Below are 26,325 nucleotides of genomic sequence, written 5' to 3'. Positions count from 1 at the left end.
TGGCGGAACCTCGCCACGCCGTCGGCGTCCTGTGGGCCGTCTTCGCCCCGCACCCCCAGGGAAAGGCCACTTCGTACGATGTTTGACGTCGAGTCGGACCGGAACACCTCCGGCCTCCCCGTCACCGGCGGGCAATCCGGCATCTGGCTGGCCCAGCAGATCGAACCGGACAGCTCCGCCTACAACATCGTGTTCGCGCTGCACCTCCGCGGCGCACTCGACCTCGACCGCCTCGCCGCCGCCGTCCGCCGCGCCCTGGAAGAGGCCACGTGCCTGCACGTGAGCATCACCCCCGGCGAGGACGGGCCGCGCCAGACACCACGCACCGTCCCCTTCGGCCTTCCCGTGGTCGACCTGCGCGCCGCCGCAGACCCCGACGAGGCGGCCGCCGCGTGGATGGCCGCCGACCGCGACCGGCCCGTCGACCTCGCCCGCGACCCGCTCTTCGCCCACGCCCTGCTGCGGCTCGCGGACGACCGGGTCCTGTGGTGCCAGCGGTACCACCACATCGTGATGGACGGCATGGGCGCCGCCCTGATCACCCGGCGCGCGGGCGAGCTCTACACCGCCGCGGGCACCGGGGACCAGGTCCCCGCCCCCCTCGACCGGGCCCTCTCCCGTCTCGTCGCCGCCGACCACACGTACCGCACCTCCGAGCGGCACGCCGCCGACCGCGCCTGGTGGCTGGAGCGGATGACGGACCGGACCGAGCCCGTACGGCTCGTCGACCGGGCCGCGTCCCCCATGACCCGAAGGATCCGGCGCACCACCACACTGTCCACGGCGACCACCGAGCAGCTGACCGCCGCCGCCCGGCGCGCGGGCGTCCGGCCGTCCCGGATCCTGCTCGCGGCCGTCGCCGCCCATCTGCACCGCGCCGGCGGCGAGCAGGACCTGGTCCTCGGCCTGCCCGTCACCGCCCGCGAGGACGAGGTCTCCGCGCGCGTCCCCGGCATGGTGTCCAACATCCTCCCGCTGCGCCTCACGGTCCGCCCCGCCACCACCGGCGCCGCCCTCGTGGCACAGGTGCGCGACGCCGTCGCCGACGCCCTCGCGCACGGGCGGTACCGCGCCGAGGACCTGGCCAGGGAACTGGGCCTCGCCGACGGCGTACCGGAACTCGTCGGCCCCACCGTCAACATCCTGCCCCGCTCAGGAGACCTGCGCTTCGACGACCACCAGGCCGAGATGCGGCCCGAGTGGCTCGGACCGGTCAGCGACCTGGCGTTCAGCTTCGCCGAGGGCCCGGACGGCCAGGGCATCACCCTCCACCTCGACGCGGACGCCGACGTCTGCGACCCGGCCGCGCTCGCGGACCACGAGCGCCGCTTCCTCACCCTGCTGGGCACCTTCACCGCGGACCTCGACCGCCCCGTGGGCCGTATCGAGCTCACCTCCGCGACCGAACGCGCCCTCCTGCTCGACCAGTTCGGCACCGCGCCCCGCGAAGCACCGGAACTGTCCTGGCCCGCCGCCTTCGAGCGGCAGGTCCGCCGCACCCCCGACGCCGTCGCGCTCGTCTGCGAGGACCGGGAACTGACGTACGCCGCACTCGACGACTCCGCCGACCGGCTCGCCCGCCTGCTCCGCTCCCGGGGCGTCGGCGCCGAGGACGTGGTCGGCGTGGCCCTGCCCCGCTCGCCGGAACTCGTCGTCGCCCTGCTCGCCGTCATGAAGGCAGGCGCCGCCTACCTGCCGCTCGACGCGGACCACCCCCGCGACCGCATCGCCTACATGCTGTCCGACGCCGGGGCGCGCACCGTCGTCACCACGCGCGCACTCGCACGGCAGCTCCCCGAGACGGCCGGCGTCACCCTCCTCGAACTCGACGCCCCGGCCACCGTGGACGCCCTCGCCGCTCCCGCCGACCCCGAGCCGCTGCCGCCGGTCGGCCTCGACCAGGCCGCGTACGTCATCTACACCTCCGGCTCGACGGGCCGCCCCAAGGGCGTCGTCGTCCCGCACGACGGCGTCGGCAGCCTCATCGCCACCGCCACCGACCGGATCGGCGTCACCGCCGAGAGCCGGGTCGTGCAGTTCGCTTCCGTCGGCTTCGACGTGACGGTCTGGGACCTCGTCATGTCCCTCTGCGTCGGCGGACGGATCATCGTCGTCCCCGCCGAGCGGCGGGTCGCCGGCCCCGCGCTCACCGAGTACATCGCGCGCCACCGCGCCACCCATATGATCCTGCCGCCCTCGCTGGTCTCCGCACTCCCGCAGGAGTGCGAACTCCCGCACGGCGCGGTGCTCGTCGTCGGCACCGAAGCGGTGCCGAGCGAACTGATCGCCCGCTGGGACGGACGCCTCCGGGTCGTCGTCGCGTACGGCCTCACCGAGGCCACCGTCAACTCCACGCTCTGGCTCGCCGACCCCGACCGGCCCGGCCCCGCGCCCATCGGACGACCCGACCCCAACACCCGCGCCTACGTCCTCGACACGGCGCTGCGGCCCGTGCCCGTCGGCACGGAGGGCGAGCTGTACGTCGCGGGGCGCGGCCTCGCGCGCGGCTACCTCGGCCGCGCGGGCCTGACCTCGGAACGGTTCGTCGCCGACCCGTACGGCGCACCCGGCACCCGGATGTACCGCACCGGCGACCGGGTCCGCTGGGGCGCCGACGGCAACCTGGAGTTCCTCGGGCGCGCCGACGGCCAGATCAAGATCCGCGGGCACCGGGTCGAACCCGGCGAGATCGAGAGCGCCTTCATGGCCTGCCCGGGCATCGCCCAGGCCGCCGTCCTCGCCCGCGAGGACCACCGGGGCGTCAACCGGCTCGTGGCGTATCTGGTCCCGGAGTCCGACGCCGACGCCGACACCGGCGCGGTGGTGACGGCCGCACGCGCGCGCGTGACGGACACGCTGCCCGACCCCATGGTGCCCTCGGCGGTCGTCGTCCTCGAAGGACCGCTGCCGCTGACCCCCAACGGCAAGCTCGACGCCAAGGCCCTGCCCGAGCCGCCCTGGACGTCCCTGACCGGCGCCGACACCCCGAGCACCCCCGCGGAGACCGTGCTCGCCGCGCTGTTCGCCGAGGTCCTCGGCCTGCCGGCGGTCGGTGTCCACGACAGCTTCTTCGAACTGGGCGGCGACAGCATCGTCGCCATCCAGCTCGTCAACCGCGCCCGCGAGGCCGGGCTCGCGATCACCCCCCGGGACGTCTTCAGGAACCGGACCGTGGCGGCCCTCGCCAGGACGGCCGGCGAGGCCGTCGACGCCCCGGCGCGGCGGGCCGACCTCGACGCGGACGCGCTGCCCGTCTCGCCGCTCCAGGAAGGCTTCTTCTTCCACGCCGAGTACGACGGCGGGTCCCCGGACCTCTACCTCGTCCAGGAGCTCATCGACCTGGCGGGCCCGGTCGCACCGGACCGCCTCCGCCGCGCCCTCCAGCTGCTCCTGGACCGGCACCCCTTGCTGCGCGCCTCGTTCCGGCAGCTGTCCGGCGGCGAGGTCGTCCAGCGGCTCGCCGAGCGCGTGAGCCTCCCGTGGCGGGAGGCCGACACCGCCACGACCAGTCTGGACGACATCCTCCGCGCCGATCGCGCCGAATCGTTCCGGCTCGACCGGCCGCCGCTCCTGCGCGCCACCCTCATCAAGGACGGACAGCGCCACCGGCTCCTGCTCACCCTGCACCACATCGTCGCCGACGGCTGGTCCGTCTCCGTCCTGCTGCGAGAGCTGACCGCCGTCCACCGGGGGGCCGAACTGCCCGCCCCCGTGCCCCCGGAGCCGTATCTCTCCTGGCTGGCCGGCCGCGACCTGGACGCCGCCCGCGAGGCCTGGCGCCGGGCGCTCGACGGGCTCGCGGACCCCGCCCGCATTCCCGCGCTCTCCACGACCGACGGCGCGGCCCGGACGCCCGCCCGCCCCGAGCACGTCGACACGCGGCTGCCCCAGGACCTCACCGACGCCCTCACCGCCTGTGCCAGGACCCACGGCCTGACGCTGAGCAGCGTCTTCCACGGCCTGTGGGGGGTGCTGCTCGGCGGCCTCACCGGCGGCCAGGACGTCGTCTTCGGCACCACCGTGTCCGGACGGACGACGGAGGTCCCGGGACTCGACTCCGCCGTGGGCCTGTTCATCAACACCGTGCCCGCCCGGGTGACCCTCCGCCCCGAGGAGACGCTCACCGCACTCCTCCGCCGGGTCCAGGACGAGCACTCGGCCCTCCTCGACCACCACCACCTCGGACTCGCCGACATCCAGCGGATCGCGGGCGGCGGCGAACTCTTCGAGACGCTCGTCGTCTTCGAGAACCACCCGACCGGCGACCGTCCCACCGGCGACCACCCGACCGGCGACCATCCGACCGGTCAGGGGCCCGACGGGCCGCTCATCACCGGTGTCGAGGTCCTCGACGCCGTGCACTACCCGCTCGCGCTCGTCGTCGAGCCCGCCGACGCCGGTCTGCTGCTGCGGTTCAAGTACGACGCGGCACGCCTGGACCAGGTGACGGTGGCCGTCCTCGCCGACCGGTTCACGGGCCTCCTGCGGACCGTCGTCGCCGATCCCGGCCGTACTGTCGCCCGCACCGACCTGCTCTCCGCCCGCGAGCGGGCGCACCTCACCGAGCTCAACGCCACCGCGCACCCCGTGGCCGACGCGACCCTGGCCTCCCTCTTCGCAGCGTCGGCGGCCCGCACCCCGGACGCCCCCGCCGTCGTCTTCGAGGACACCACCCTCAGCTACGCCGAACTCGACCGCCGGGCCGAGACCCTGGCCCGCCGACTCCGGGCACGCGGCGCGGGCCCGGAGCAGTACGTGGCCGTCGCCGTCCCCCGCTCGGCCGAACTGATGGTCGCCCTCCTCGGCGTCCTCAAGGCGGGCGCCGCCTACCTCCCCGTCGACCTCGACTACCCCGAGGACCGGGTGGCGTTCATGCTCGCCGACTCCGGAGCCCGCCTCGTCGTGACGACAGCCGAAGCCGCCGCCCGGCTGCCCGGCGTACCCGGTCTTGAGCTCCTCGTCGTCGGGGCGGAGGACGACAGGACCACCGCTCCCGGCACCCCCGTGCGGGCCGCCGGCCCCGACCACCCCGCGTACCTGATCTACACCTCGGGCTCCACCGGCCGCCCCAAGGGCGTCGCCGTCACCCACCGGGCCGTCGTGAACCGGCTCGCCTGGATGCAGAGCGCGTACGGGCTGACCGCGGACGACCGGGTCCTCCAGAAGACCCCGTCCAGTTTCGACGTGTCGGTGTGGGAGTTCTTCTGGCCCGTGACCGAGGGCGCGACCGTCGTCCTCGCCCGCCCCGACGGTCACCGCGACCCGTCCTACCTGGCCCGCCTGATGGCCGACCGGCGGATCACCACGACGCACTTCGTGCCGTCGATGCTGGCCGCCTTCGTCCAGGTCATGGAGGCCGCCACGGACACCCCGGACTGGGCGGCGAGCCTGCGCCGGGTGTTCTGCAGCGGCGAGGCGCTCAGCGGCGCCGACGCCCGGCGCTGGTGGGAGCTGACCTCGCGAGCCCGGAGCACCCCCGTACCGCTGCACAACCTGTACGGCCCCACCGAGGCCGCCGTCGACGTCACGTTCTTCCCGTACGAGGGCGGCGGCGAGCCGGCCGTCCCGATCGGCCGGCCCGTGTGGAACACCCGGCTGCACGTGCTCGATCCCCTCCTCCGCCCCGTGCCGGACGGCGTGCCGGGCGAGCTGTACCTCGCCGGCGTCCAACTGGCCCGGGCCTACCACGACCGGCCGGGACTGACGGCCGAGCGGTTCGTGGCCGATCCCTTCGGAGCGGCGGGGGAGCGGATGTACCGCACCGGTGACCTGGTGCGCCGCCGCGCCGACGGGGCCGTGGAGTACCTCGGCCGCACCGACCGCCAGGTCAAGATCCGCGGCAACCGCGTCGAACCCGGCGAGATCGAGGCCGCCCTCGCGGCGCTGCCGGGCGTGGCCCGCGCGGCCGTCGTCGTCAGGGAGGGCGCCCTCGTCGGCTACGCCGTCCCCGCCCCCGGCGCCACGCCCGCCGCCGAGGCCCTGCACACGTCGCTCACCACCGCGCTGCCCACGGCGATGGTGCCGAGCGCCGTCGTCGTCCTCGCCGAACTGCCGCTGACCCCCAGTGGCAAGCTCGACCAGAACGCCCTGCCCGCGCCCGGGACCGCACCCCGGGCGGGCGGCCGCGCCCCCCGCGACGCGCGCGAGCAGGCCCTGTGCGAGATCTTCGACGACGTCCTCGGCGTGCCAGGGGCCGGCGTCGACGACGACTTCTTCGTGCTCGGCGGCGACAGCCTCAGCTCGATCACCGTCGCCACGCGCGCGCGTGAGAGGGGACTGACGCTCAGCCCCCGCGACGTGTTCGAGCGTCGCACCCCGGCCGCCCTCGCCGCCGCGACCACCCGCGAGGACGCCGAAGCCCCACCGGCCCCTGACCCGTCCGAGACAGCCGAGGTACCCGTGAACCCGGACGGCGTGACCGTCTCCGCCTCCGACGCCGGGCAGGCCGCCGCCGCCCTCCGGGCAGTCCTGGCGCTCCAGCAGCGGTCCGGCGCCGCCGTCGACCCCGCCCTGAAGGCCCTGCTGGACCAGCTGACCGCCGCCGCACCCCCGGAGCCCCCGGCACCCGAGCCCCCGGCCCCCCTGGGCGGACTCGACCTCGCCCCGGAGGAGACCGCGCGCGTCCACACCGCCGCCGGGCTTCCCGTCACGGACATCTGGCCGCTCTCCCCGCTCCAGGAGGGCATGTACTTCCACGCCACCTACGACGCCGGCGACGCACTCGACGTCTACCAGTCGCAGGAGACCCTGGACCTCGACCGCAGGATCGACGCCGACCGGCTCCGCGCCGCCTGCCGGACCCTCCTCGACCGCAACACCGGTCTCCGCGCCGGGTTCACCAGCGACGGCCTCCCCCGTCCCGTGCAGTTCATCGTGGACGGCGCGGAGATCCCGCTCGTCGAGGCCGACCTCTCCCAACTGCCCGCGGACGAACAGCGGACCCGGACCGAGGAGCTGCTCGCCGCCGACCGCAGGCGGCGCTTCGACCTGTCCGCCGCGCCGCTCTGCCGCCTGCTCCTCATCAGGCTCGGCGACGGCCGCGACCGGCTCGTCGTCACCCACCACCTCATCCTCTGGGACGGCTGGTCCGCCTGGCTGTTCCTCGAGGAGCTGTTCACGCTGTACGAGCGGGCCGGTGACCCCACGGGCCTGCCGCGGCCCGGCTCGTACCGCGACCACCTGGCCTGGCTCGACGCGCAGGACACCACCGCCGCCCTCGACGCCTGGCGCGAGGCGCTCGCCGGCTTCGACGAGCCGACGCTGCTCGCCCCGTCCGGGCGCGACACCGGCCCGGTCATCCCGGTGGACTTCGACGCCCACCTCACGCGGGAAGCCGGCGACCGGCTGCGGGCCGCGGCCCGCAGGCACGGACTGACGGTGAACACCGTCCTCAACGCGGCGTGGGCGCTGGTGCTCTCGGCGATGACCGGCCGCGCCGACATCGCCTTCGGCACGGCGGTCGCCGGCCGCCCCGCGGACGTCCCGAACGTGGCCGGCATCATCGGCATGTTCCTGAACACGATCCCCGCCCGGGTGGCCCTCACCCCGGACGAGCCCCTCCTCGACCTGCTGCGCCGGACGCAGTCCGAGCGCGCGGCCGTCATGCCGTACGAGTACGTGGGTCTCGGCTCCCTCCAGCAGGAGTCGGGTCACCGCCGGCTCTTCGACACCCTGTTCGTGCTCCGCTCGGCCGACGGCGAGGACCGGGCCGCCGCGCTCCGCGAGCGGCACGGCATCACCGCCGTGTCGAACGTCGACGGCACCCACTTCCCGCTCACGCTCATCGTCACGCCCGGAACACGGCCGCGGGTCACCCTCGCGGCCAGGCCCGACCTCTTCGACGCCGAGGCCGCCACCACGATCCTCACCCGGTTCACCACGGTCCTCGACCGCCTCGGCGAAGCCCTCGAAGGACCGGCCGCCGAGACCACCCCGACCGCCGGCGTCGACCTCCTGCTCCCCGCCGAGCGCGCCGCCCTGGCCACCGGCCGCGAGGCCACCCGCGAGCCGGTGCCGGACGAGACCGTCGCCGACATGCTCACGGCCCAGGTCGCCCGTACCCCCGACGCGGTCGCGCTCGTCTTCGGCGAACGCGCGCTGACCTACGCCGAACTCGACGCCCAGGTCAACCGGCTCGCCCGGCTGCTGCTCGCCCGAGGCGCAGGACCCGAGAAGGTCGTGGCACTCGCGCTGCCCCGCTCCATCGAGATGGTCGCCGCGCTGTTCGCCGTCCTGCGCACCGGCGCCGCCTACCTGCCGCTCGACCTCGATCACCCCGCCGACCGGCTGCGGCTCATGGCCGAGGACACCGGACCGCTCTGCCTGGTGTCCACGACCGCCGTCGCCCCGACGCTGCGGCGCGAGGACGGCCCCGTCGCCCCCGAACTCCTCCTGGACGACCCGGCCGTCACCGCGGAACTGGCCGCGCTCTCCGGCGACGAGGTCACCGACGCCGAACGGCCCGCGTTCGCCCACGGGGTGCCGGACCGCCTGGACCACCCGGCGTACGTCATCTACACCTCAGGATCCACCGGCCGCCCCAAGGGCGTCGTCACCCCCTACCGGGGACTGACGAACATGCAGCTCAACCATCAGCGGGAGATCTTCGCCCCGGCCATCGCCTCGGCCGCCGGGCGACGTCTCCGCATCGCGCACACCGTGTCCTTCGCCTTCGACATGTCCTGGGAGGAGCTCCTCTGGCTCGTCGAGGGCCATGAGGTCCACGTCTGCGACGAGGAACTCCGCCGCGACGCCGAGGCCCTGGTCGCCTACTGCGACGAGCACCGCGTCGACGTGGTCAACGTGACGCCCACCTACGCCCAGCTCCTCATCGAGGAAGGCCTCCTCGACCAGGACGAGACCGCGGGGAAGCACCGGCCCGCCCTGGTCCTGCTCGGCGGCGAGGCCGTGTCCGACACCGTCTGGACCCGGCTGCGCGAGACGGAGGGCACCTACGGCTACAACCTCTACGGCCCCACCGAATACACGATCAACACGCTCGGCGGCTCCACCACCGAGAGCGCCACCCCCACCGTCGGCAGGCCCATCCGCAACACCCGCGCCCACGTCCTCGACACGATGCTGCGGCCCGTCCCGCCGGGCAGCCCCGGCGAGCTGTACATCGCGGGCACCGGCCTGGCCCGCGGCTACCACGACCGGGCCGCGCTGACCGCCGAACGCTTCGTCGCCGACCCGTACGGCGAGCCCGGCGAGCGGATGTACCGCACCGGTGACCTCGTACGGCAGCGCCCCGACGGCCTGCTCGACTTCCTCGGCCGCACCGACGACCAGGTGAAGATCCGCGGCTACCGCATCGAGCTCGGCGAGATCTCCACGGCCCTGACCACACACCCCGAGGTGGCCCACGCCGCCGTCGTCGTCCACGAGACCGCCGGGACCAAGCGCCTGGTCGGCTACGTCGTACGCGAGGAGGGCGCCGGGGCCGACGACGGGCTGCCCCAGCGGCTCCGCGACCACCTCAGGTCCCGGCTGCCCGACTACATGGTCCCGTCCGCCCTGGTTGCCGTCGAGACCCTGCCGCTGACCGTCAACGGCAAACTCGACGTCAAGGCCCTGCCCGCCCCGGACCTCACCGGCACCGGCACCGGCCGATCCCCCCGCACCCCCCGCGAGCAGACCCTGTGCGGGCTCTTCGCCGAGGTGCTCGGGCTGCCCGCCGGCAGCGTCGGCATCGACAGCGACTTCTTCGAGCTCGGCGGCCACTCGCTCCTCGCCACCCGGCTCGTCAGCCGCGCCCGTACCGCGCTCCACGCCGAGCTGGCGATCCGCGACCTCTTCGAGGCGCCCACCGTCGCCGAACTCGTCGAGCGCGCCGCCGCCGCAGACCCCGCCGCCCGCCCCGCGCTCGTCGCGACCGAGCGCCCCGCCGAACTGCCGCTCTCGCACGCGCAGCAGCGCCTCTGGGTCATCCAGCAGATCGAGTGCACCTCGGCCGCCTACAACTTCCCGCTGGTCATGCGGCTGCACGGCACCTTCGACCGGGAGGCGTGGCGCGCCGCCCTCGCCGATGTGACCGACCGTCATGAGGCCCTGCGGACCCTGTTCGCCGAACGGGACGGCCAGGCGTACCAGCGGATCCTGCCCGCCGGAGCGGCCGCCCCGGCCGTCGAGCACCTCCACGCCACCGAGGACGAGGTGCCCGGCATCGTGGACGCCGCCGTCCGGCGGCCCTTCGACCTCGCCGCCGAACCGCCGCTCCGCGCCACGGTCGTGGAGGTGACGCCCGACGAGCACGTCGTCGTGCTGCTCCTCCACCACATCACCACCGACGAGTGGTCCGACCGCCCCTTCCTCCGGGACCTCACCACCGCCTACACGGCCCGGCTCGACGGCACCGCGCCCGACTGGGATCCGCTGCCCGTCCAGTACGCCGACTACGCCCTCTGGCAGCAGCGGCTCCTCGGCGACCCGGCCGACCCCGACAGCCTCGCCGCCCGGCAGCTGGAGTACTGGCGGACGGCCCTGGCCGGCGCCCCCGAGGAACTGGAGCTGCCCACCGACCGGCCGCGCCCCGCACGCCCGGCGTTCACCGGCGCCGCACTCGACATCACCTTCGACCGCACGGTCCACGAAGGCCTCAGGAGCCTCGCCCGTGACACCGGCGCCAGCATGTTCATGGTCGTGCACGCGGCCGTGGCCGCCCTGCTCCACCGGCTCGGCGCGGGCACTGACATCCCCCTCGGCGCGCCCATCGCCGGCCGCGGCGACGAGGCCCTGGACGAGCTCGTCGGCTTCTTCGTCAACACCCTGGTGCTCCGCACCGACCTCGGCGGCGACCCCAGCTTCACCGAACTCCTCACCCGCGTCCGCGAGACCGACCTCGCCGCCTTCTCCCACGCCGACGTGCCGTTCGAGGCCGTCGTGGAGAAGCTCAACCCGACCCGCTCGCTCTCCCGGAACCCACTGTTCCAGGTCATGGTCGGTCACCACGTCCGTACGGACGACACCCTGCGACTGCCGGGGCTCCGGGCCGGCCATCTGCCGCACCGGACCGGCGCCGCCAAGTTCGACCTCGTCTTCAGCTTCACCGAGCACACCACCGCCGACGGCGCCGGCGACTCCCTCGGCTGCCGCCTGGAGTTCTCCACCGAACTCTTCGACCGGGAGACCGCCGAGCGCGTCGGCGACCGCCTCCGCAGGCTCGTCGGCGCCCTCGTCGCCGCCCCCGACCAGCCGCTGTCCCGGGCCGCGATCCTCACCGACGAGGAACACCGCCTCGTCCTCGAAGGCTTCAACGGCCGGCCCCGCGACGTCGACGAGGAGACCCTGCCCGCGCTCTTCGCCCGGTGGGTCGCCGAGCGCCCCGACGCCGTCGCCGTCGTCGATCGCTCCCGACCGGTGACGTACGCCCAGCTCGACGCCCGCGCCGACCGCATCGCCCGGCTGCTCGCCGCACGCGGGGTCGGCGCCGAGAGCGTCGTCGGTGTGGCCGTACCGCGCTCGGTGGACATGGTCGCCACGGTCGTCGCCGCCCTGAAGCTCGGGGCCGCGTTCCTGCCGCTCGACCTGGTCCACCCGGGAGACCGCCTCACCTACATGATCGAGAACTCGGGCGCGGCCGTCGTCGTCGGCACCGAACCCGTCGCCGGCAAGATCCCGGACGTCCCCGGCGTCCCGGTGCTGCTCCTCGACGCCCCCGGCATCACCGCCGGACTCGACGCACCACCCGGCCCCCCGCCGCCCGGCGGACCGGCCGCGCTCGACCAGGCCGCGTACGTGATCTACACCTCCGGCTCGACCGGCCGCCCCAAGGGCGTCGTCGTCCCGCACGAGGGCATCGCCAGCCTGGTCGCCACCGCCGTCGACCGGATGGGCCTGCGACACGACAGCCACGTCCTCCAGTTCGCGTCCATCGGCTTCGACGTCTTCGTCTTCGAACTCGCCATGGCGCTCTGCCACGGCGGACGGCTCGTCCTCATCACCGACGAGGCCCGCGTCGCCGGACCCGCCCTCACCGACTTCCTCGCGGACCAGCGGATCACCCACATGATCCTGCCGCCGTCCCTCGTGTCGGCCCTGCCCGCCGGCTGCCGGCTGCCCGAGGGATCGACCGTCCTGGTCGGCACCGAGACCGTGCCGCCCGACCTCTTCGAACGCTTCGGTGCCACGGCGGACCTGATCTGCGCGTACGGACTCACCGAGGCCACCGTCAACTCCACCCTGTGGCCGGCCCGTGAACACGGCGGACGCGCCACCGGCCGGGTGCCGATCGGCCGCCCGGACCCCAACACCCGCTGCTACGTCCTCGACGAACACCTGCGGCCCGTACCGCCCGGCGTCGTCGGAGAGCTGTACGTGGCCGGGCGCGGCCTCGCCCGCGGCTACCTCGGGCAGCCCGGGCTCAGCGCGGAACGGTTCGTCGCCGACCCGTACGGCGCACCCGGCAGCCGGATGTACCGCACCGGCGACCGCGCCCGCTGGCGCGCCGACGGGAACCTCGACTTCCTCGGCCGGGTCGACACCCAGGTGAAGATCCGCGGCTTCCGCATCGAACTGGGAGAGATCGAGGCCGCCCTCGCGGGACACCCGTCGGTCGCCCAGGCCGCCGTCCTGCCCGACCGCGACGGCGACATCGTCCGCCTCGTCGGCTACGTCGTACCCGAGCCGGGCGCCGGTCCGGGCGAGCAACCCGATCCGCGGGAGCTGCGCGCCCACGTCGCCGCACTGCTCCCCGAGTACATGGTCCCCGCGCTCGTCGTCCCGCTCGACGGCCCGCTGCCGCTCACCCCCAACGGCAAGCTCGACCACAAGGCGCTGCCCGCCCCCGACTGGTCGGCGATGACCGGCGACGCCCGTCCCGCGACGGAGACACAGGTAAGGATCGCCGCGCTGTTCCGCGAGATCCTCCGACTGGACGACGTCGGCGCGCACGACAGCTTCTTCGCCCTCGGCGGCCACTCCATGGCCTCCATGCGGCTCCTCGGGCGCATCCGCGCCGAGTTCGGCGTCGAACTGAGCATCCGTGACGTCTTCGACGCGCTCACCGTCGCCGGCATCGCGGGCAAGCTGGACGGCGCCTCCGCCGCCCGTCCCGCCCTGCGGGCCGCCGGGCGGCCGACCCCCGACGGCGTCGACCTGCCGGCGGCTCCCGTCCAGCGCCGGCAGTGGCAGGCGTACCAGCAGAGCCCCGGCTTCGACCACGCCCTCGTCCTGCGCTCGCCCGGCGGCCTCGACGCGGACGCGCTCGCCGCCGCGCTCGCCGATGTGACGGACCGCCACGAACCGCTCCGCACAGCCTTCGCCGCACGCGGGGGCATCCTGGTCCGCCGGGCCGTGGACGCCCCGGTCCTGGCCGTGGAGGAGTGCGCGGACCTGGACGCCCGCCTCGCCGAACTCGCCGCCGCCGCACCGGACCCGGAGCGGGAGGCTCCGCTGCGGGCCCGGCTGCTCACCGGCCCCGACGGAGCCCAGGCCGTCCTGCTCACCGCGCACTACCTCGCGGTCGACGAGTGGTCGGTGGTCCCGCTGCTGCGCGACCTCACCACGGCGTACGGCGCGCGCACGGCGGGCCGGACGCCCGACTGGCCACCGCTGCCCGTCACGTACACCGACTACGCCCACTGGGCGCGCGAGGTCCTCGGCGACCTCGCCGACCCCGAGAGCCGCGGCGGCCGACAGCTGGCCCACTGGCGGCGCACGCTCAAGGACGCGCCGCGCGAACTCGCCCTGCCCGCCGACGCGGGGGCCTCAACCGGCACCCGGAGCGGCCGCCGGGCGGCGGGAGTCGTCGAGTTCGTCCTCGACGAGCGGCTGCACGCGGACGTGGACCGGCTGGCGCGCGCCACCGGCACCAGCATGTTCATGGTGCTGCACGCGTCCCTCGCGGCGCTGCTCACCGCCCATGGCGCGGGCACCGACCTGCCCGTGGGCACGATGGTCGCGGGGCGCGCCGACGACCGGCTCGCCGACCTCGTCGGCTGCTTCCTCAACACGGTCGTCCTGCGGACCGATACGGCGGGCGACCCGACCTTCACGGAACTCCTGACCCGCGTACGGGAGACCACGCTGAGCGCGCTCGACCGGCAGGACGTCCCCTTCGACGAGGTCGTCAGGGCGGCCGGGCTGCGCCCCGACGGCCCCCAGGTGATGGTGATCCACCACGAGCAGGCGGACCTGGAGCGGCTCGAGGGCGGCGTCGGCGCGCTCCTGGCCCTACCCACCGGTTCGACACGGGCGGAACTGACCCTCAGCTTCCACGAGCCCCGTGGCGAAGGACCGGTGCACTGCGCGCTGATCCACGCGAAGGACCGTATCGGCGCGACGACCGCCCGCCGGCTGGCCGGCGAACTCCAGACCCTGCTGCGTACCGTGACAGCCGCCTCCGAACAGCCCCTGTCCCAGCTGTTCGGCGTGACACACAAGAGGAGTGAGAACGCATGAGCACCAACCCGTTCGAGGACCCGCAGGGCCGCTTCCTGGTTCTGGTCAACGACGAGAACCAGCACTCGCTGTGGCCTTCCTTCGCCGAGGTCCCCGCCGGATGGCGGACCGTGTTCGGCGAGGACACCCGCGAGGGGTGCCTGGCCTATGTGGAGACCCACTGGACGGACCTGCGCCCGGCGAGTCTCATCGCCACGCAGGACTGACCCGCGGCCGGCGCCGGGCGCCGGCAGGACAGCGGAAGGGGGCGGCACGACCTCACGTCGTGCCGCCCCCTTCCCGCGCCGTGTGTTCGCCTCAGTGGGTCGGCGTCACCGGCAGGTCCGCCCCCTCGGCGGGCCCGGGCACCCGCTCCCCGGGCTCCCGGCGGCTGTCGGACCAGGCCGCCCACAGGTCGGCGTACCGGCCGCCCGCCGCCACCAGCTCCTCGTGGGTGCCGGTCTCCACGACCCGGCCCCGGTCGAGGACGACGATCCGGTCGGCGGCCGCGGCCTGCGGCAGCCGGTGCGCGACGAGGAGACCCGTACGGCCCTCCAGGGCGCGGGCGGCGGCCTCCTCCAGGACCCGCGCGCCCGCGCTTCCGGCGTCGGCGGTGGCCTCGTCGAGGATCGCGATGGGCGGATCCGCGAGGACGAGCCTGGCCAGCGCGAGATGCTGCGCCTGGGTCACCGTCAGCCGGTGCCCGCCCTCGCCGACGACCGTGTCCAGGCCCTCGGGGAGCGCCCGCGCCCACTCCAGGGCCCCGACCCGGTCGAGCGCGGCGCACAGCTCCTCGTCGTCGGCCTCAGGCCGGGCGAGGCGCAGGTCGTCGGCGAGGCTCCCCGCGAAGACGTGCACCTCCTGGCTGATGAGTGCGACCGCGCGGCGGACCCCGGCCGGGCCGAGTTCCCCGGCGTCGACACCGCCGAGCCGGATCGAGCCGCCGGTGGGGCTGTGGACGCCCGCGACGAGTTTGGCCAGGGTGGTCTTGCCGGCGCCGCTCGCGCCCACCAGCGCCACCCGCTCCCCGCTCCGCACGAGCAGGTCGACCTCGTGCAGCACGGGAGCCCCGGAGCCGTACGCGTGACGGAGCCCGGACACCTCGACCGAGCCGTCGGCGAGGGTGTGGTGTCCGCTGGGCGCCCGCTCCGCCGGAAGGTCCGACACGCCGACCAGGCGGGCGAAGCTCGCCCCCGCCGACTGGGCGTCGTCCAGGAGGAACAGGGTCGCGTTGATCGGGTTGAAGAGGCTGTGGAAGTACAGCGCGGCGGCCGTCGCCGTACCGATGCTGACCGCGTCCCGGTCGACCAGGACGAACCCGGTGCCGAGCATCGCGGCGAGCCCGATGAACTCGGCGAGGTTGAGCCGGGAGAAGAACCCGGTGACGATGTGGATGCCCCGCAGTCCCAGGTCCCGTGCCGCCTCCGACCGCCGTTCGAGCAGCTCGGAGTGCGTGCCGTTGAGCCGGAACGCGCGTACGGTCCTGACACCGCCGACGCTGTCGAGCAGCTGGTGCTGCAACGCGCCGGTGGCGACCCGGTGTTCGCCGTACACGGGGGCGGCGCGGCGCAGGTACCAGCGCACGGAGAGCACCTGGACCGGAGCCGCGAGCAGCGCCGCGAGCAGGAAACGCCAGTCGAGGACGGCGAGACCGACGAGCGTGAGCAGGATCGTCAGGGCGGAGCGGCTGAACTCGGGCAGCGCCTGCCGCACGGACTTCCCGATCATCGACACGTCGCTGGTGACCCGCGAGACGAGATCACCTGAGCCGGCCGCCTCGACGCGGTCGAGCGGCAGCCGCAGTGCCCGCTCGATGAACTGCTCGCGCAGGGCGGCGAGTACGGTCTCGCCGAGCCGGGCCACGAGGGTGCTGCCGACGGCGGCCGCCACGCCCCGCGCGACCGCGACGACGACCAGGAGCACCAGCGGAAGCGTCAGGGCGGAAGCGCCCTCCCGGCGCACCACCAGGTCGACGATGTGCCCGAGCAGGGGAGCGGTGAGCAGCCCGACGGCCGTCCCGGCGACCAGGACGGTCATCGCGGCCACGGCGAGGAGCCGGTGGCCGTGCAGCATGGCGCGGAGCGCCGCGAGGGACTCGGCGCCGGTGGCGGTCGGCAGGAGCACACGGTCGGGGCGGGTTCCGCTCATGGACTGTTCCGTCCCTTTCGTGCGGCCTTCGGAGGCCTGCGCCGGGCCCTCGGACGTCGTCGCGTCGGCGGTCGTCATGCCAGCACCGCCGCACGGTACGCCGGGTCGGCGGCGAGGAGTTCGGTGTGATGGCCGGCGGCCCGTACGGCGCCGTCCTCCAGGACCACCACCCGGTCGGTGACCGCGAGGAGCGCGGGGCTCGTGGTGACCAGAACGGTGGTGCGGTCCCGGCGGACCTCGCGCAGCCGGGCGGCGATCCGTGACTCGGTCACGGTGTCCACGGCGGTCGTCGGGTCGTGCAGCACCAGGACGGGCCGGTCGGCGGCGAGCGCGCGGGCGAGCGCGACGCGCTGCCGCTGGCCGCCCGAGAGGGACCGTCCGCGCTCGGCGAGCAGGGTGTCACCGCCGTCCGGAAGGAGCTGTGCGACGTCGTCGGCGGCCGAGGCCCTGAGGGCGCGTTCGACCGACGCCGTGCCGTCCTCGGCGCCGGCCCGGACGTTGTCGAGCAGTGTGCTCTCGAACAGGTCGGCGTCGTGATGGGCGACCAGCACCACCCGGCGCAGCGCGTCGGGATCGAGTGAGGTCAGGGGGGTGCCGTCGAGCTCGACCGCTCCGCCGGCGGGGTCCGCCTCCCTGGCGAGGCAGACCAGGAGGTCGTTGGCGGCGGCCGGGTCCCGGGTGACGATCCCGGTGAGGCTGCCGGCCGGGAGTTCGAGGTCCACACCCCGGAGCGCGCCGAGCGTCACTCCGCGCAGGGCGAGGTGTCCGGCGGCCTTGCCGGCGGGCACGTCGTGGCCCGCCGCGACGGTGACGGGCGAGGCGAGCACTTCGGCGATCCGCCGGGCCGACGCCCGCCCCTGGGCGAGCTCGGCGTTGACGTAGGTGAGGAGCTGGAAGGGCCCGAGGAGGAACTGCGCGAGGCCCACGGCGGCCACCAGGTCGCCGACGCTGATGCTGCCCTCCATGGCGAGGTAGGCGCCCACGACGCCGATCGCGGCGATGAAGACGCCGGTCAGCGCGAGGACCGCGCCCTCGTGCCCGGCCCGGCTGCGGGCCGCCCGCAGCGCGGCGGCGAGCGAGTCCTGGCTGGTCGTACGGTAGCGGGCGACGGCCGCCGACTCCGCGCCCATGCCCTTGAGGACCCGGAGTCCCGAGACGAGGTCGGCGGCGATGCCCGAGGCGTGCGCGGCGCGTTCCTGCTCGGTCTCGCTGCGCCGTTCGAGCGGCCGGCTGATGCGGTGTCCGAGCCAGAGCAGCGGGGGGATGCCGAGGAGGACGAGGAGACCGAGCGGGACGGAGATCCTGAGGAGCGCGACGGCGCTGATCACGAGGGCGGCGACGGCGGACACGCCGTACGAGATGACCGTGGCCACCGATCCGACGCGCCGGGCGTCGTTGGTGGCGATGCTGGTCAGCGCGCCGGGAAGCCGGTTGGCGTCGGCGCCGCCCCGGGGGTCGAGCACCCGCGCGGCCAGATCGAGACGGAGCCGGTGCGCGGCGAGTTCGCCGGTGCCCTCGGTGATCCGGGCGCTGGTGCGGTAGCAGGTCGACAGGACGAGGAAGAGCACCGCGAGGACCAGCAGCAGGCGCAGGAGCGCTTCGGAGGAGCCGGTCGCCACCGCCGTGTCGATGGTGGCGCCGATGACCACCGGCACCAGGGCCTCGCAGCCCTGGTGGGTCATGCCGAGCAGGGATGCCGCGATCACTCGGCGGCGTTGTCCTCTGATCGCTCGGCGGAGGACAAGTCCCCCTGTCGGTCCGCCCGTTGGCATGTGACTCCTTCACGGAGGCGAGTGAATGGTTAGGTAAGCCTACTCTCACTGGGGCGCCGGATGGTGGTGTCCGTGAGGAGTCGGACGGTGGTGTCCGGAGGAGTCGGGCGGGGGTGCCACGGGGTCGGACGGTGACGTCCACGGGAAGTCGGCGCACGGGTTCGGGCGGGTCCCGTCCGGCACGTTGACCGCTCGATACGGTTCGGTTAGCCTCACCTAAGTCGTGATCCGCCGGTGTGTGCGCCGAGGGACTCTCGCCGTACATCTGGACCACCGCCAGGGGGAGTTGTCGTTGTCCGTCGAATCCCGGGTGGTGTCGGGACAGCAGAACCACCCAGCGGAAAAGGCACCCGATCCGGCGGCGCCGCCGTCGACGGGCCGCGCCGGGGCCGCGTTCCGGGGGTTAGGACTGGTCCTCGCCCTCGCCGCCCTCGTCCTGGTCGGACTCCTCAGCGTATGGGTGGGCACCCGGGGCATCCCCTTCACCGCCACCTGGGACGTCCTGTGGAACCCGGACGGTTCGGAGACCTCGGTCATCATCCATGACTACCGCGTCCCCCGGACCCTCCTCGGGGTGCTCGTCGGCATGGCGCTCGGCCTCGCAGGCGCCCTGATGCAGGCCCTGACGCGCAACCCGCTCGCCGATCCCGGCATGCTCGGTGTCAACCTGGGGGCCTCCGCCGGCGTGGTGGTGGCCATCGCCTTCCTCGGCATCGTGGCCCCGCTCGGCTACGTCTGGTTCGCCCTCGCGGGCGCCGCCGCCGCGTCCGTCGGCGTCTTCCTCCTCGGCTCCTCCGGCCGGAAACTCGCCTCTCCCGAGCGGCTCGTCGTCGCCGGCGCCGCCGTGACCGCGGTGCTGTACGCCTTCAACTGGGCGATCCTGCTGCTCAATCCGAGGGCCTTCGACCAGTTCCGCTTCTGGACCGTGGGCTCCCTGGCGGGCCGCTACCACGACATCGTCCTGCTGATCCTGCCGTTCACCGGCGTCGGCCTCGTCATCGCCCTCGTCCTCGCCCCCTCGCTCAACGCCCTGGCCATGGGCGACCAGATGGGCCGGGCCCTCGGCGTGAACGTCGGCAGGACCCGCGTCCTGGGAGCCGTCGCCGTGATGCTCCTCTGCGGGGCCGCCACCGCCGCCGCCGGACCGATCGGCTTCGTGGGCCTCGCCGTCCCGCACATCGCCCGGTTCGTCGTCGGCCCCGACCAGCGGTGGGTGTTCGCGTACTCGGCGCTGATCGCCCCCGTCCTCCTCGTCGGCGCGGACGTCATCGGCCGGCTGATCGGCGCCCCCGGCGAGGTGCAGGTCGGCATCGTCACCGCCTTCATCGGCGCCCCCCTGTTCATCGCCCTGTGCCGTCGCCGAAAGCTGGCCATGCTGTGACCGCCGTACGGGAGGCGAAGACCTCCGCGCCAGAACCGGCGCCCGGGCCCGCCGCGGGTGACCGGCCCCGTGTCGTCAGCGGTCGGGTCGTCCGTACCCGCTCAGGCGTCATCTCCCTGCGCTTCCACGGCCGCACCGTCGCCGTCACCGCGGCCCTCCTCCTCGCGCTCCTCGCCGTCATGGGCGTCACCCTGACCACCGGCGACTTCGACCTGTCCGTCGGAGAGGTCCTCGCGGCCCTCACCGGCGACGGAACCGGAATCGCCGACTTCGTCGTCAACACCCTGCGCATGCCACGCCTCGTGACCGCCCTCTGCGTCGGCGCGGCCCTCGCCGTGAGCGGCGCCATCCTGCAGAGCATCACGGGCAACCCCCTGGGCAGCCCCGACATCATCGGCTTCACCAACGGCTCCGCCGTGGGCGCCCTCGTCGTCATCGTCGTCCTGCACGGCAGCATGACGCAGATCGCGCTCGGCGCGCTGATCGGCGGGCTCACCACGGCCCTCGCCGTGGCTCTCCTCATGCTCGGCCGGGGAATCCAGGGCTTCCGGCTCGTCGTCATCGGCATCGGCGTCAGCGCACTCCTCCTCGCCGTCAACTCGTACCTGATCACCCGGGCCACCTTCCAGGAGGCCCTGGAGGCACAGGCCTGGCTGATCGGCAGCCTCGGGAACCGGCTCTGGATCCACGCGAACGCCATCGGCCTCGCCGTCGCCGTGCTGCTGCCCCTCGCCTTCCTCCTCTCCCGCCGTCTCTCCATGGTCGAGATGGGCGACACCACCGCCATGGCCCTCGGCGTCGACGTGTCGCGCACCCGCACCACGCTCCTCGTGATCAGCGTCGCCCTCGCCGCGTTCGCCACCGCGGTGACCGGTCCCATCTGGTTCGTCGCCCTTGCCGCGCCCCGAGTGGCCCGCGGCCTCACCCGGTCGTCAGGACCCGCCCTGCTGCCGTCCGCCCTCATGGGCGCCGTCATGCTCGCCGTGAGTGACCTCGCCGTGCAGCGGCTCTTCGCCCCCGCACTCCTCCCGGTGGGCACCGCGACCGGCTGCGTCGGCGGGCTCTACCTCATCTGGCTACTGGTCTCCGAGTCGCGAAAGAGCCGCGCATGACAGCAACGAACCGTCCGGCACCCCGCCCCACCACGCGCCTGCGCGCCGAGAACCTGACCCTCTCCTACGACCGGCGGACCGTGGCGACCGACCTCGCCGTCGAGATCCCCGACCGCTCCTTCACCGTCATCATCGGGCCGAACGCCTGCGGGAAGTCCACCCTGCTGACCGCCCTCGCCCGGATGCTCACACCGCGCGCGGGACAGGTCTACCTGGACGGCGCGGCCATCGCCTCCTACCGCTCCCGGGAGGTCGCCCGCCGGCTCGGCCTGCTCCCGCAGTCCTCGACCGCGCCCGGCGGCATCACGGTCGGCGATCTGGTGGCCCGCGGCCGCTACCCCCACCAGGGCCTCCTGAAGCAGTGGTCCGCCGACGACGAGGCCGCCGTGGTCGAGGCCATGCGCCAGACCGGCGTCCTCGAACTCGCCGAGCGGCCCGTCGACGACCTGTCCGGCGGCCAGCGCCAGCGCGTCTGGCTCTCCATGGTCCTGGCCCAGCAGACCCCCATCCTGCTCCTCGACGAGCCGACCACCTTCCTCGACATCGCCCACCAGGTCGAGGTCCTCGACCTGTGCGCAGAACTCCACGCCCGCCGGGGCCACACCGTCGTGGCGGTCCTCCACGACCTCAACCAGGCGTGCCGCTACGCCACCCACCTGATCGTGATGCGCCCCGGCGGAGTGATCGCGGCCGAGGGCGACCCGTCGACGGTCATGACCGCCGAGCTGGTCGAGGACGTGTTCGGCCTGCCCTGCCGGATCATCGACGACCCCGAGACGGGAACCCCGCTGATGATCCCGGCCGCCCCCAGGCGATACGAGCCGACCGGCACCGACACGGCGGCGGACGCCGCCGTGGACGACACCCCCAGCACGGTGATGGCCAAGACCCCCTGACCACAGCGACCGGGAACGGACTGCCCATGCTCTGTACGAGGCTGACGAACGCGCGCTTTCTCACCATGGACCCGGACCACCCCGTCGCGCACGACCTCGGCATCTGGCGGGGCCGGATCGTGGGCCTGGACGCGGCGGCGACCTCGCTGCCCGCCCGCGAGGTCGTCGACCTCCAGGGCGCCACCGTCCTTCCGGGCTTCATCGACAGCCATGTCCACCTCGCCTGGGCGGGACTCAAGGCGAACACCCCGAGCATCGCGCCCTGCGAGCGCGTCGAGGACGTCCTCGCCGTCGTGGCCGAGGCCGTCACCAGGAAGGCCGCGCCCGGCGCCTGGGTGGACATCGCCGGCTACGACCAGCGCGCCCTCGGACGCCACCTCACCGCCGCCGAACTCGACCGGGTCGGCCAGGGCCGCAAGATCTTCCTCATGCACGACTCCGGGCACGCCTGCGTCGTCAACAGCGCCGTCCTCGACCTGCTGCCGGCCGACGTACCCCACCAGGACGGCTTCCTCGCGGAGAGCGCCATGACCGCCGTACGGAGGCTCCGGCTGCCGTACTCCCAGGAGGAACTCGCCGACGCGATCGAACGCGCCGGCCGCACCTGCCTCGACGAGGGGATCACCGCCTGCGCCGAGGCGGGCATCGGCGGCGGTCTCCTGGGGCACAGCCCCGTCGAGCTCGGTGCCTACCAACTCCTCAGGGACCGGGGGCGCCTGCCCCTGCGGGTCCAGCTCATGGCCGCCGGGGACACCCTGCGGCCACGCGCCGCCCACCGCGACGACGGCATCCCGCGCGCCCTCGACCTCGGCCTGCGCACCGGCTTCGGCGACGACTGGCTCTCTCTCGGCGCCCTCAAGATCTACACCGACGGCGGCATGATGGCCCGTACGGCGGCGCTCACCGAGCCGTACGAGGGGATGTCCCACACCGGGGAGTTCCAGGACGACCCCGAGCGGATCGGTGACCTCGTCATCGACGGTCACCTCGCCGGCTGGCAGCTCGCCGTCCACGCCATCGGGGACCGCGCCGCCGACCTCGCCCTCGACGCCCTCGAACGGGCCCAGCGGTTTCGGCCCCGCCCCGACGCCCGGCACCGCGTGGAACACGCCGGCCTGATCCGCCCGGACCAGCTGCCGCGCTTCGCACGGCTCGGCGTCAGCGCCGTGGTCCAGCCCCACTTCCTGCGCTCCTTCGGCGACGACTACGCGGACGTCATGGGGGAGCGGCGGGCGCCCTGGATGTACCGGGGCCGCGGATTCCTCGACCACGGCATCACGCTCGTCGGCAGTTCGGACCGGCCCGTGACGGACGGATCGCCGCTGCGGGCGATCCAGTTCATGGTCGAGCGCGCCTCGTCCTCCGGCCGGCTCATCGGCCCCGACGAGGCCGTCACCGTCGACGAGGCCCTGCACGCCTACACGACCGCCGGGGCGTACGCCTGCCACTGGGACGACAGCGCGGGCAGCCTCTCACCGGGGAAGCGCGCCGACCTCGTGGTGCTCGGGGACGACCCCCGGCGCGTCGACACCGCACGCATCGGGGACATCGAGGTCCTGGCGACGTACGTCGACGGGCGCACGGAGAAGGGGCAGCTGTGAGCGCGGGGGAGCGGGCGGAAGAGAAGCGGCTGGCACGGTTCGCGCCCCTGTGGGACGCGCCCGCCGCGCCGCCGCGGTGGGTCATCTGGCACCCGGACGCGGAGACCATGGTCTTCGACACGGAGCTCAACGTGCCGGTGGACGTCGACGACGCGTCCCTGGGCGAGGTCCTGCGCCGCATGCGAGAGGCCGGCGTACCGGAGAGCGACGAGTACCCGGGACGCGCCTGCGGATAGCGGCGCTCCCCGGGGCGGGTGCGGTGAGTAGAGGGGTCAGGCGGGGGTCCGCTCGCCCTCGGGCGTCGCGTCGGGCAGCACCGTCGTACCAGGGCTCTCCTCGGTGAGGACGCCCCGGAGCACGGCGTGCCGTGTCCGGCCGTCGAGGACGTGGACCCGTCCGACTCCCGACCGGACGGCACGCAGACAGCCCTCCATCTTCGGCAGCATCCCGCCCGTGAGCGCGGGGAGCAGGGCGTCGAGCTCGCCCGCGGTCAGACGGGGGATCACCTCGGTGCCGCGCGGCCAGTCCGGGCAGAGCCCGGGGACGTCCGTGAGCATCACGAGCCGGTCGGCGCCGAGGGCCACGGCGAGGGCCGAGGCCGCCAGGTCGGCGTTCACGTTGTAGATCTGGCCGTCCGTGCCGCGTGCGACGGGCGAGACGACCGGGATACGGCCCCCGGCCAGGAGGTTCCGGACGGTGTCGGGGACCACGGTCACGATGTCGCCGACGAGACCGATGTCGACGGGCCGGCCGTCCACCCAGGCGGGGCGGCGCACGGCGGTCATCGTGTGCGCGTCCTCGCCCGACATGCCGACGGCGAAGGGGCCGTGGGCGTTGATGGCGCCGACGAGGTCCCGCTGCACCTGTCCGGTCAGCACCATGCGGACCACGTCCATGGCCTCCGGGGTGGTGACCCGCATCCCCGCCTCGAACCGGACCTCGAGGGCGAGGCGGTCGAGCATGTCGCTGATCTGGGGACCGCCGCCGTGCACCACGACCGGTTGCAGCCCCGCGTGCCGCAGTTCGACGACGTCCTGCGCGAACGACCGCCGGAGAGCGGCGTCGACCAGGGTGCTGCCGCCGCACTTGAGGACGACGGTCCGGCCCTTCGACTCCACCTCGCCGGCAGGGCCACCGGCTTCGGCTGCAGCGACTCGTAAGGCCATGTTCTTCCGCTCTCCTGATGCGTGGGGGACGTGGCGCGCGCCCGGGTCGGAACACCCACGTCGGCGCACAGGAGATTAACTTAGCCTAACCTAAGTGGCCTTGGGGTGGAATCGATCGCACAGTCGCGCATCCCGGCGGTGAACAGACCCAACTGATCGCGGGTTAAGGCGAGTTGGAGGCGACAGTTCAGGCGGGCGAGCTCCACGCCGCCGTCAGGCCGTCGAGCCAGGCCGGCGGCAGCTCGGCCGCGTCCCACTCCTCGTGCAGGGCCGACGGCGTCACGGCGAGGCGTTCCAGTACGGCGACGCTGGTGGGGGAGTGGACGAGGGAGTACCGGCCGTGGATCGCGATCGGGCTGCCGGGCCCGTACTCCGCGTACAGCCGCTCCAGACGGGCGCGGTGGGCCGAGGCGAACTCCGTCAGACGCCCCGGATACCCGGCCCGCTGACGGGGGCTCATGGTGCGCAGCACAGCGCCGAGCACCTGCTCGGTCACCTCCGGGTCGAGGTCCGAGACATCGGCGAACGACAGATAGAGCGGCGTGACCGCCACCTTGGCCCGCTCCATCTCCGCCCGCCCGACGGGGGAGCGCTCGTCGGGCGACGAGGCCGAGGGGCCGGCGGTCACGGCCCGGACCAGGGCCCGCTCGGCGAGGGCCCCGAGCTCGTCGGTGACCGCCCGGGCGCCGTCGGACCAGCCGGACGCGTAGAGCGCCCCCTTCTCCTCCGGGGCGCTCCGGAAGGTCTCGTCGAGCTCCGTGTGCGCGAGGGCGAGGGCACCGGCCTCCACGAGCCCGATCAGCTCCTCGGCATCGCCGGTGTAGACCCCCGCGCGGGCGAGAAGCTGGAGGAGCGTGCTCTTGGCGTTGAGCACACTGGCCGCGTCGAGCTGCTGCCGTCCCTCGTCGGCGGTGTTCATGGGGAGTCCTCCTCGTCGTACGGACGCACGGTGCGGGCGCGCGGAACGCTCCGTCGGAGCCTACGCAACGCCCGTTCCCGGAACGCCCGCCTCCCCCTCGTGTTCCCCCTCGACGACGGCCGAGGGCGCGCGTGCCCGGGGAGGCTCAGTCCCGGTACACGCGCAACTCCGCCACCTCGTACGACATCTCCGACGTGCCGGGATCGGGCGCCGGATGGTAGCGGCCCGCGCACACCGACAGGTTCACGATGAGGTGGGCCTTCCAGGAACGCCCCACCCCGCGCCGGTCGTCGAAGACCCGGACTCCGTTGAGCCACCACACCACGCCGCGGGCGCCGAACTCGACCCGGAGGTCGACCCACGCCCCCGGCTGGACGGCCGGGTCCCGGAAGTAGAGGTGCCGGCCACGGATCCGGTTCGACAGCTCCAGCAGATCCGGGTTGTCGGGGTGGTACTCGAAGACGTCGATCTCCTGTCCGCCGTCCAGCCAGGTCCAGATCGCCGGCCAGGCGCCCGTCTCCACCGGCAGCCGCACCCGTGCCTCCAGGACGTCGCCGGCCCGCACCAGGAAGCCCTCGGGGCTGCCCTCCGTGGTGAGCAGCCCCGCGTCCCAGTTGCCGTCGGACCGGCGGGTCGCCCGGAACACGCCCGTCCTGCTGTACGAGGGATCGGCCACGAGGTGGTCGAGCTTGTTGTCGCCCGGATTGGTCGGCCCGCCGCCGGGATACGCCCAGGACCGGCCGGCCGTCCACTGCTCGGCGGAGGAGAAGTCCGCGTCGAGCACGAGGGTCCCCGGACGTCGCGCGGGCCCGCCCGGCGCCGCCCCGCGGCGACCCAGCAGCCGGTCGAAGAAGTCGGACAGCACGGCACGCTCCTTTCGTCCCGGTACGGCCGGGCCGTACCGGGACGAGGCTGCCCACCCCGTACCGCCCGCACGCGGCGGACCGCCCG

At 74.2% G+C, this 26,325-nt stretch carries 12 protein-coding genes; 7 read left to right on the top strand and 5 right to left on the bottom strand.

Features of this window, described 5'->3' with window-relative positions:
* Nucleotides 1-78 precede the first annotated feature (78 nt).
* Together ACFVYX_RS15025 and ACFVYX_RS15020 are read left to right on the top strand one after the other, a co-directional pair.
* Nucleotides 79-14,400 carry an amino acid adenylation domain-containing protein gene (locus ACFVYX_RS15025; RefSeq protein WP_389681770.1) on the top strand — a complete coding sequence of 4,774 codons (14,322 nt, stop codon included), beginning with the start codon at nt 79-81 and terminating at the stop codon, nt 14,398-14,400.
* Complete coding sequence (locus ACFVYX_RS15020) at nt 14,397-14,606, top strand: MbtH family protein (protein WP_389681769.1); 210 nt, start codon at nt 14,397-14,399, stop codon at nt 14,604-14,606. The genes ACFVYX_RS15025 and ACFVYX_RS15020 overlap by 4 nt, the downstream gene beginning before the upstream one ends.
* 91 nt (nt 14,607-14,697) lie before the next feature.
* Here ACFVYX_RS15020 and ACFVYX_RS15015 read toward each other — a convergent pair whose 3' ends face one another.
* Both ACFVYX_RS15015 and ACFVYX_RS15010 read right to left on the bottom strand, forming a co-directional pair.
* Nucleotides 14,698-16,527 (bottom strand): ABC transporter ATP-binding protein, encoded by a 1,830-nt coding sequence (locus ACFVYX_RS15015; RefSeq protein WP_389681768.1) that lies wholly within the window; start codon nt 16,525-16,527, stop codon nt 14,698-14,700.
* A gap of 74 nt (nt 16,528-16,601) precedes the next feature.
* Nucleotides 16,602-18,299, bottom strand: a complete 1,698-nt coding sequence (locus ACFVYX_RS15010) for an ABC transporter ATP-binding protein (RefSeq protein ID WP_389681767.1) — start codon at nt 18,297-18,299, stop codon at nt 16,602-16,604.
* 286 nt (nt 18,300-18,585) lie between these two features.
* Here ACFVYX_RS15010 and ACFVYX_RS15005 point away from each other — a divergent pair, with 286 nt between their 5' ends.
* The 5 genes from ACFVYX_RS15005 to ACFVYX_RS14985 are packed head-to-tail and all read left to right on the top strand — an operon-like array spanning nt 18,586 to nt 23,525.
* The gene (locus tag ACFVYX_RS15005; protein WP_389681766.1) at nt 18,586-19,680 is read left to right on the top strand and encodes a FecCD family ABC transporter permease; all 1,095 of its coding nucleotides are present in this window, start codon (nt 18,586-18,588) and stop codon (nt 19,678-19,680) included.
* Nucleotides 19,677-20,792 carry a FecCD family ABC transporter permease gene (locus tag ACFVYX_RS15000; protein ID WP_389681765.1) on the top strand — a complete coding sequence of 372 codons (1,116 nt, stop codon included), beginning with the start codon at nt 19,677-19,679 and terminating at the stop codon, nt 20,790-20,792. The genes ACFVYX_RS15005 and ACFVYX_RS15000 overlap by 4 nt, the downstream gene beginning before the upstream one ends.
* Nucleotides 20,789-21,688 carry an ABC transporter ATP-binding protein gene (locus ACFVYX_RS14995; protein WP_389681764.1) on the top strand — a complete coding sequence of 300 codons (900 nt, stop codon included), beginning with the start codon at nt 20,789-20,791 and terminating at the stop codon, nt 21,686-21,688. The genes ACFVYX_RS15000 and ACFVYX_RS14995 overlap by 4 nt, the downstream gene beginning before the upstream one ends.
* Nucleotides 21,689-21,714: 26 nt before the next feature.
* Complete coding sequence (locus ACFVYX_RS14990; RefSeq protein WP_389681763.1) at nt 21,715-23,289, top strand: amidohydrolase; 1,575 nt, start codon at nt 21,715-21,717, stop codon at nt 23,287-23,289.
* Nucleotides 23,286-23,525: a hypothetical protein gene (locus tag ACFVYX_RS14985; RefSeq protein WP_389681762.1), complete on the top strand. Its 240-nt coding sequence runs from the start codon at nt 23,286-23,288 to the stop codon at nt 23,523-23,525. The genes ACFVYX_RS14990 and ACFVYX_RS14985 overlap by 4 nt, the downstream gene beginning before the upstream one ends.
* A gap of 36 nt (nt 23,526-23,561) precedes the next feature.
* On the opposite strand, the gene argB is transcribed toward ACFVYX_RS14985, so the two are convergent.
* The 3 genes from argB to ACFVYX_RS14970 form a co-directional block, all read right to left on the bottom strand.
* The gene (gene argB, locus ACFVYX_RS14980; protein ID WP_389681761.1) at nt 23,562-24,455 is read right to left on the bottom strand and encodes an acetylglutamate kinase; all 894 of its coding nucleotides are present in this window, start codon (nt 24,453-24,455) and stop codon (nt 23,562-23,564) included.
* Between the two features lie 187 nt (nt 24,456-24,642).
* On the bottom strand, nt 24,643-25,374 hold the full coding sequence (locus ACFVYX_RS14975; protein WP_389681760.1) for a hypothetical protein: 732 nt from the start codon (nt 25,372-25,374) through the stop codon (nt 24,643-24,645).
* Nucleotides 25,375-25,519: 145 nt separating this feature from the next.
* Entirely contained in the window at nt 25,520-26,215 is a 696-nt protein-coding gene (locus ACFVYX_RS14970) for a beta-glucanase (protein ID WP_389681836.1), read from the bottom strand.
* Nucleotides 26,216-26,325: the final 110 nt, after the last annotated feature.

The organism is Streptomyces sp. NPDC058326, from assembly GCF_042879855.1.
GTDB lineage: Bacteria > Actinomycetota > Actinomycetes > Streptomycetales > Streptomycetaceae > Streptomyces.
This window is presented reverse-complemented; position numbering and strand designations above follow the sequence as displayed.

What these genes read in the sequence shown, in the direction of transcription:
- ACFVYX_RS15025 (WP_389681770.1), top strand. Translation starts at nt 79, where the DNA reads ATGTTTGACGTCGAGTCGGACCGGAACACCTCCGGCCTCCCCGTCACC.
- ACFVYX_RS15020 (WP_389681769.1), top strand. Translation starts at nt 14,397, where the DNA reads ATGAGCACCAACCCGTTCGAGGACCCGCAGGGCCGCTTCCTGGTTCTG.
- ACFVYX_RS15015 (WP_389681768.1), bottom strand. Translation starts at nt 16,527, where the DNA reads ATGAGCGGAACCCGCCCCGACCGTGTGCTCCTGCCGACCGCCACCGGC.
- ACFVYX_RS15010 (WP_389681767.1), bottom strand. Translation starts at nt 18,299, where the DNA reads ATGCCAACGGGCGGACCGACAGGGGGACTTGTCCTCCGCCGAGCGATC.
- ACFVYX_RS14995 (WP_389681764.1), top strand. Translation starts at nt 20,789, where the DNA reads ATGACAGCAACGAACCGTCCGGCACCCCGCCCCACCACGCGCCTGCGC.
- ACFVYX_RS14990 (WP_389681763.1), top strand. Translation starts at nt 21,715, where the DNA reads ATGCTCTGTACGAGGCTGACGAACGCGCGCTTTCTCACCATGGACCCG.
- argB (WP_389681761.1), bottom strand. Translation starts at nt 24,455, where the DNA reads ATGGCCTTACGAGTCGCTGCAGCCGAAGCCGGTGGCCCTGCCGGCGAG.
- ACFVYX_RS14975 (WP_389681760.1), bottom strand. Translation starts at nt 25,374, where the DNA reads ATGAACACCGCCGACGAGGGACGGCAGCAGCTCGACGCGGCCAGTGTG.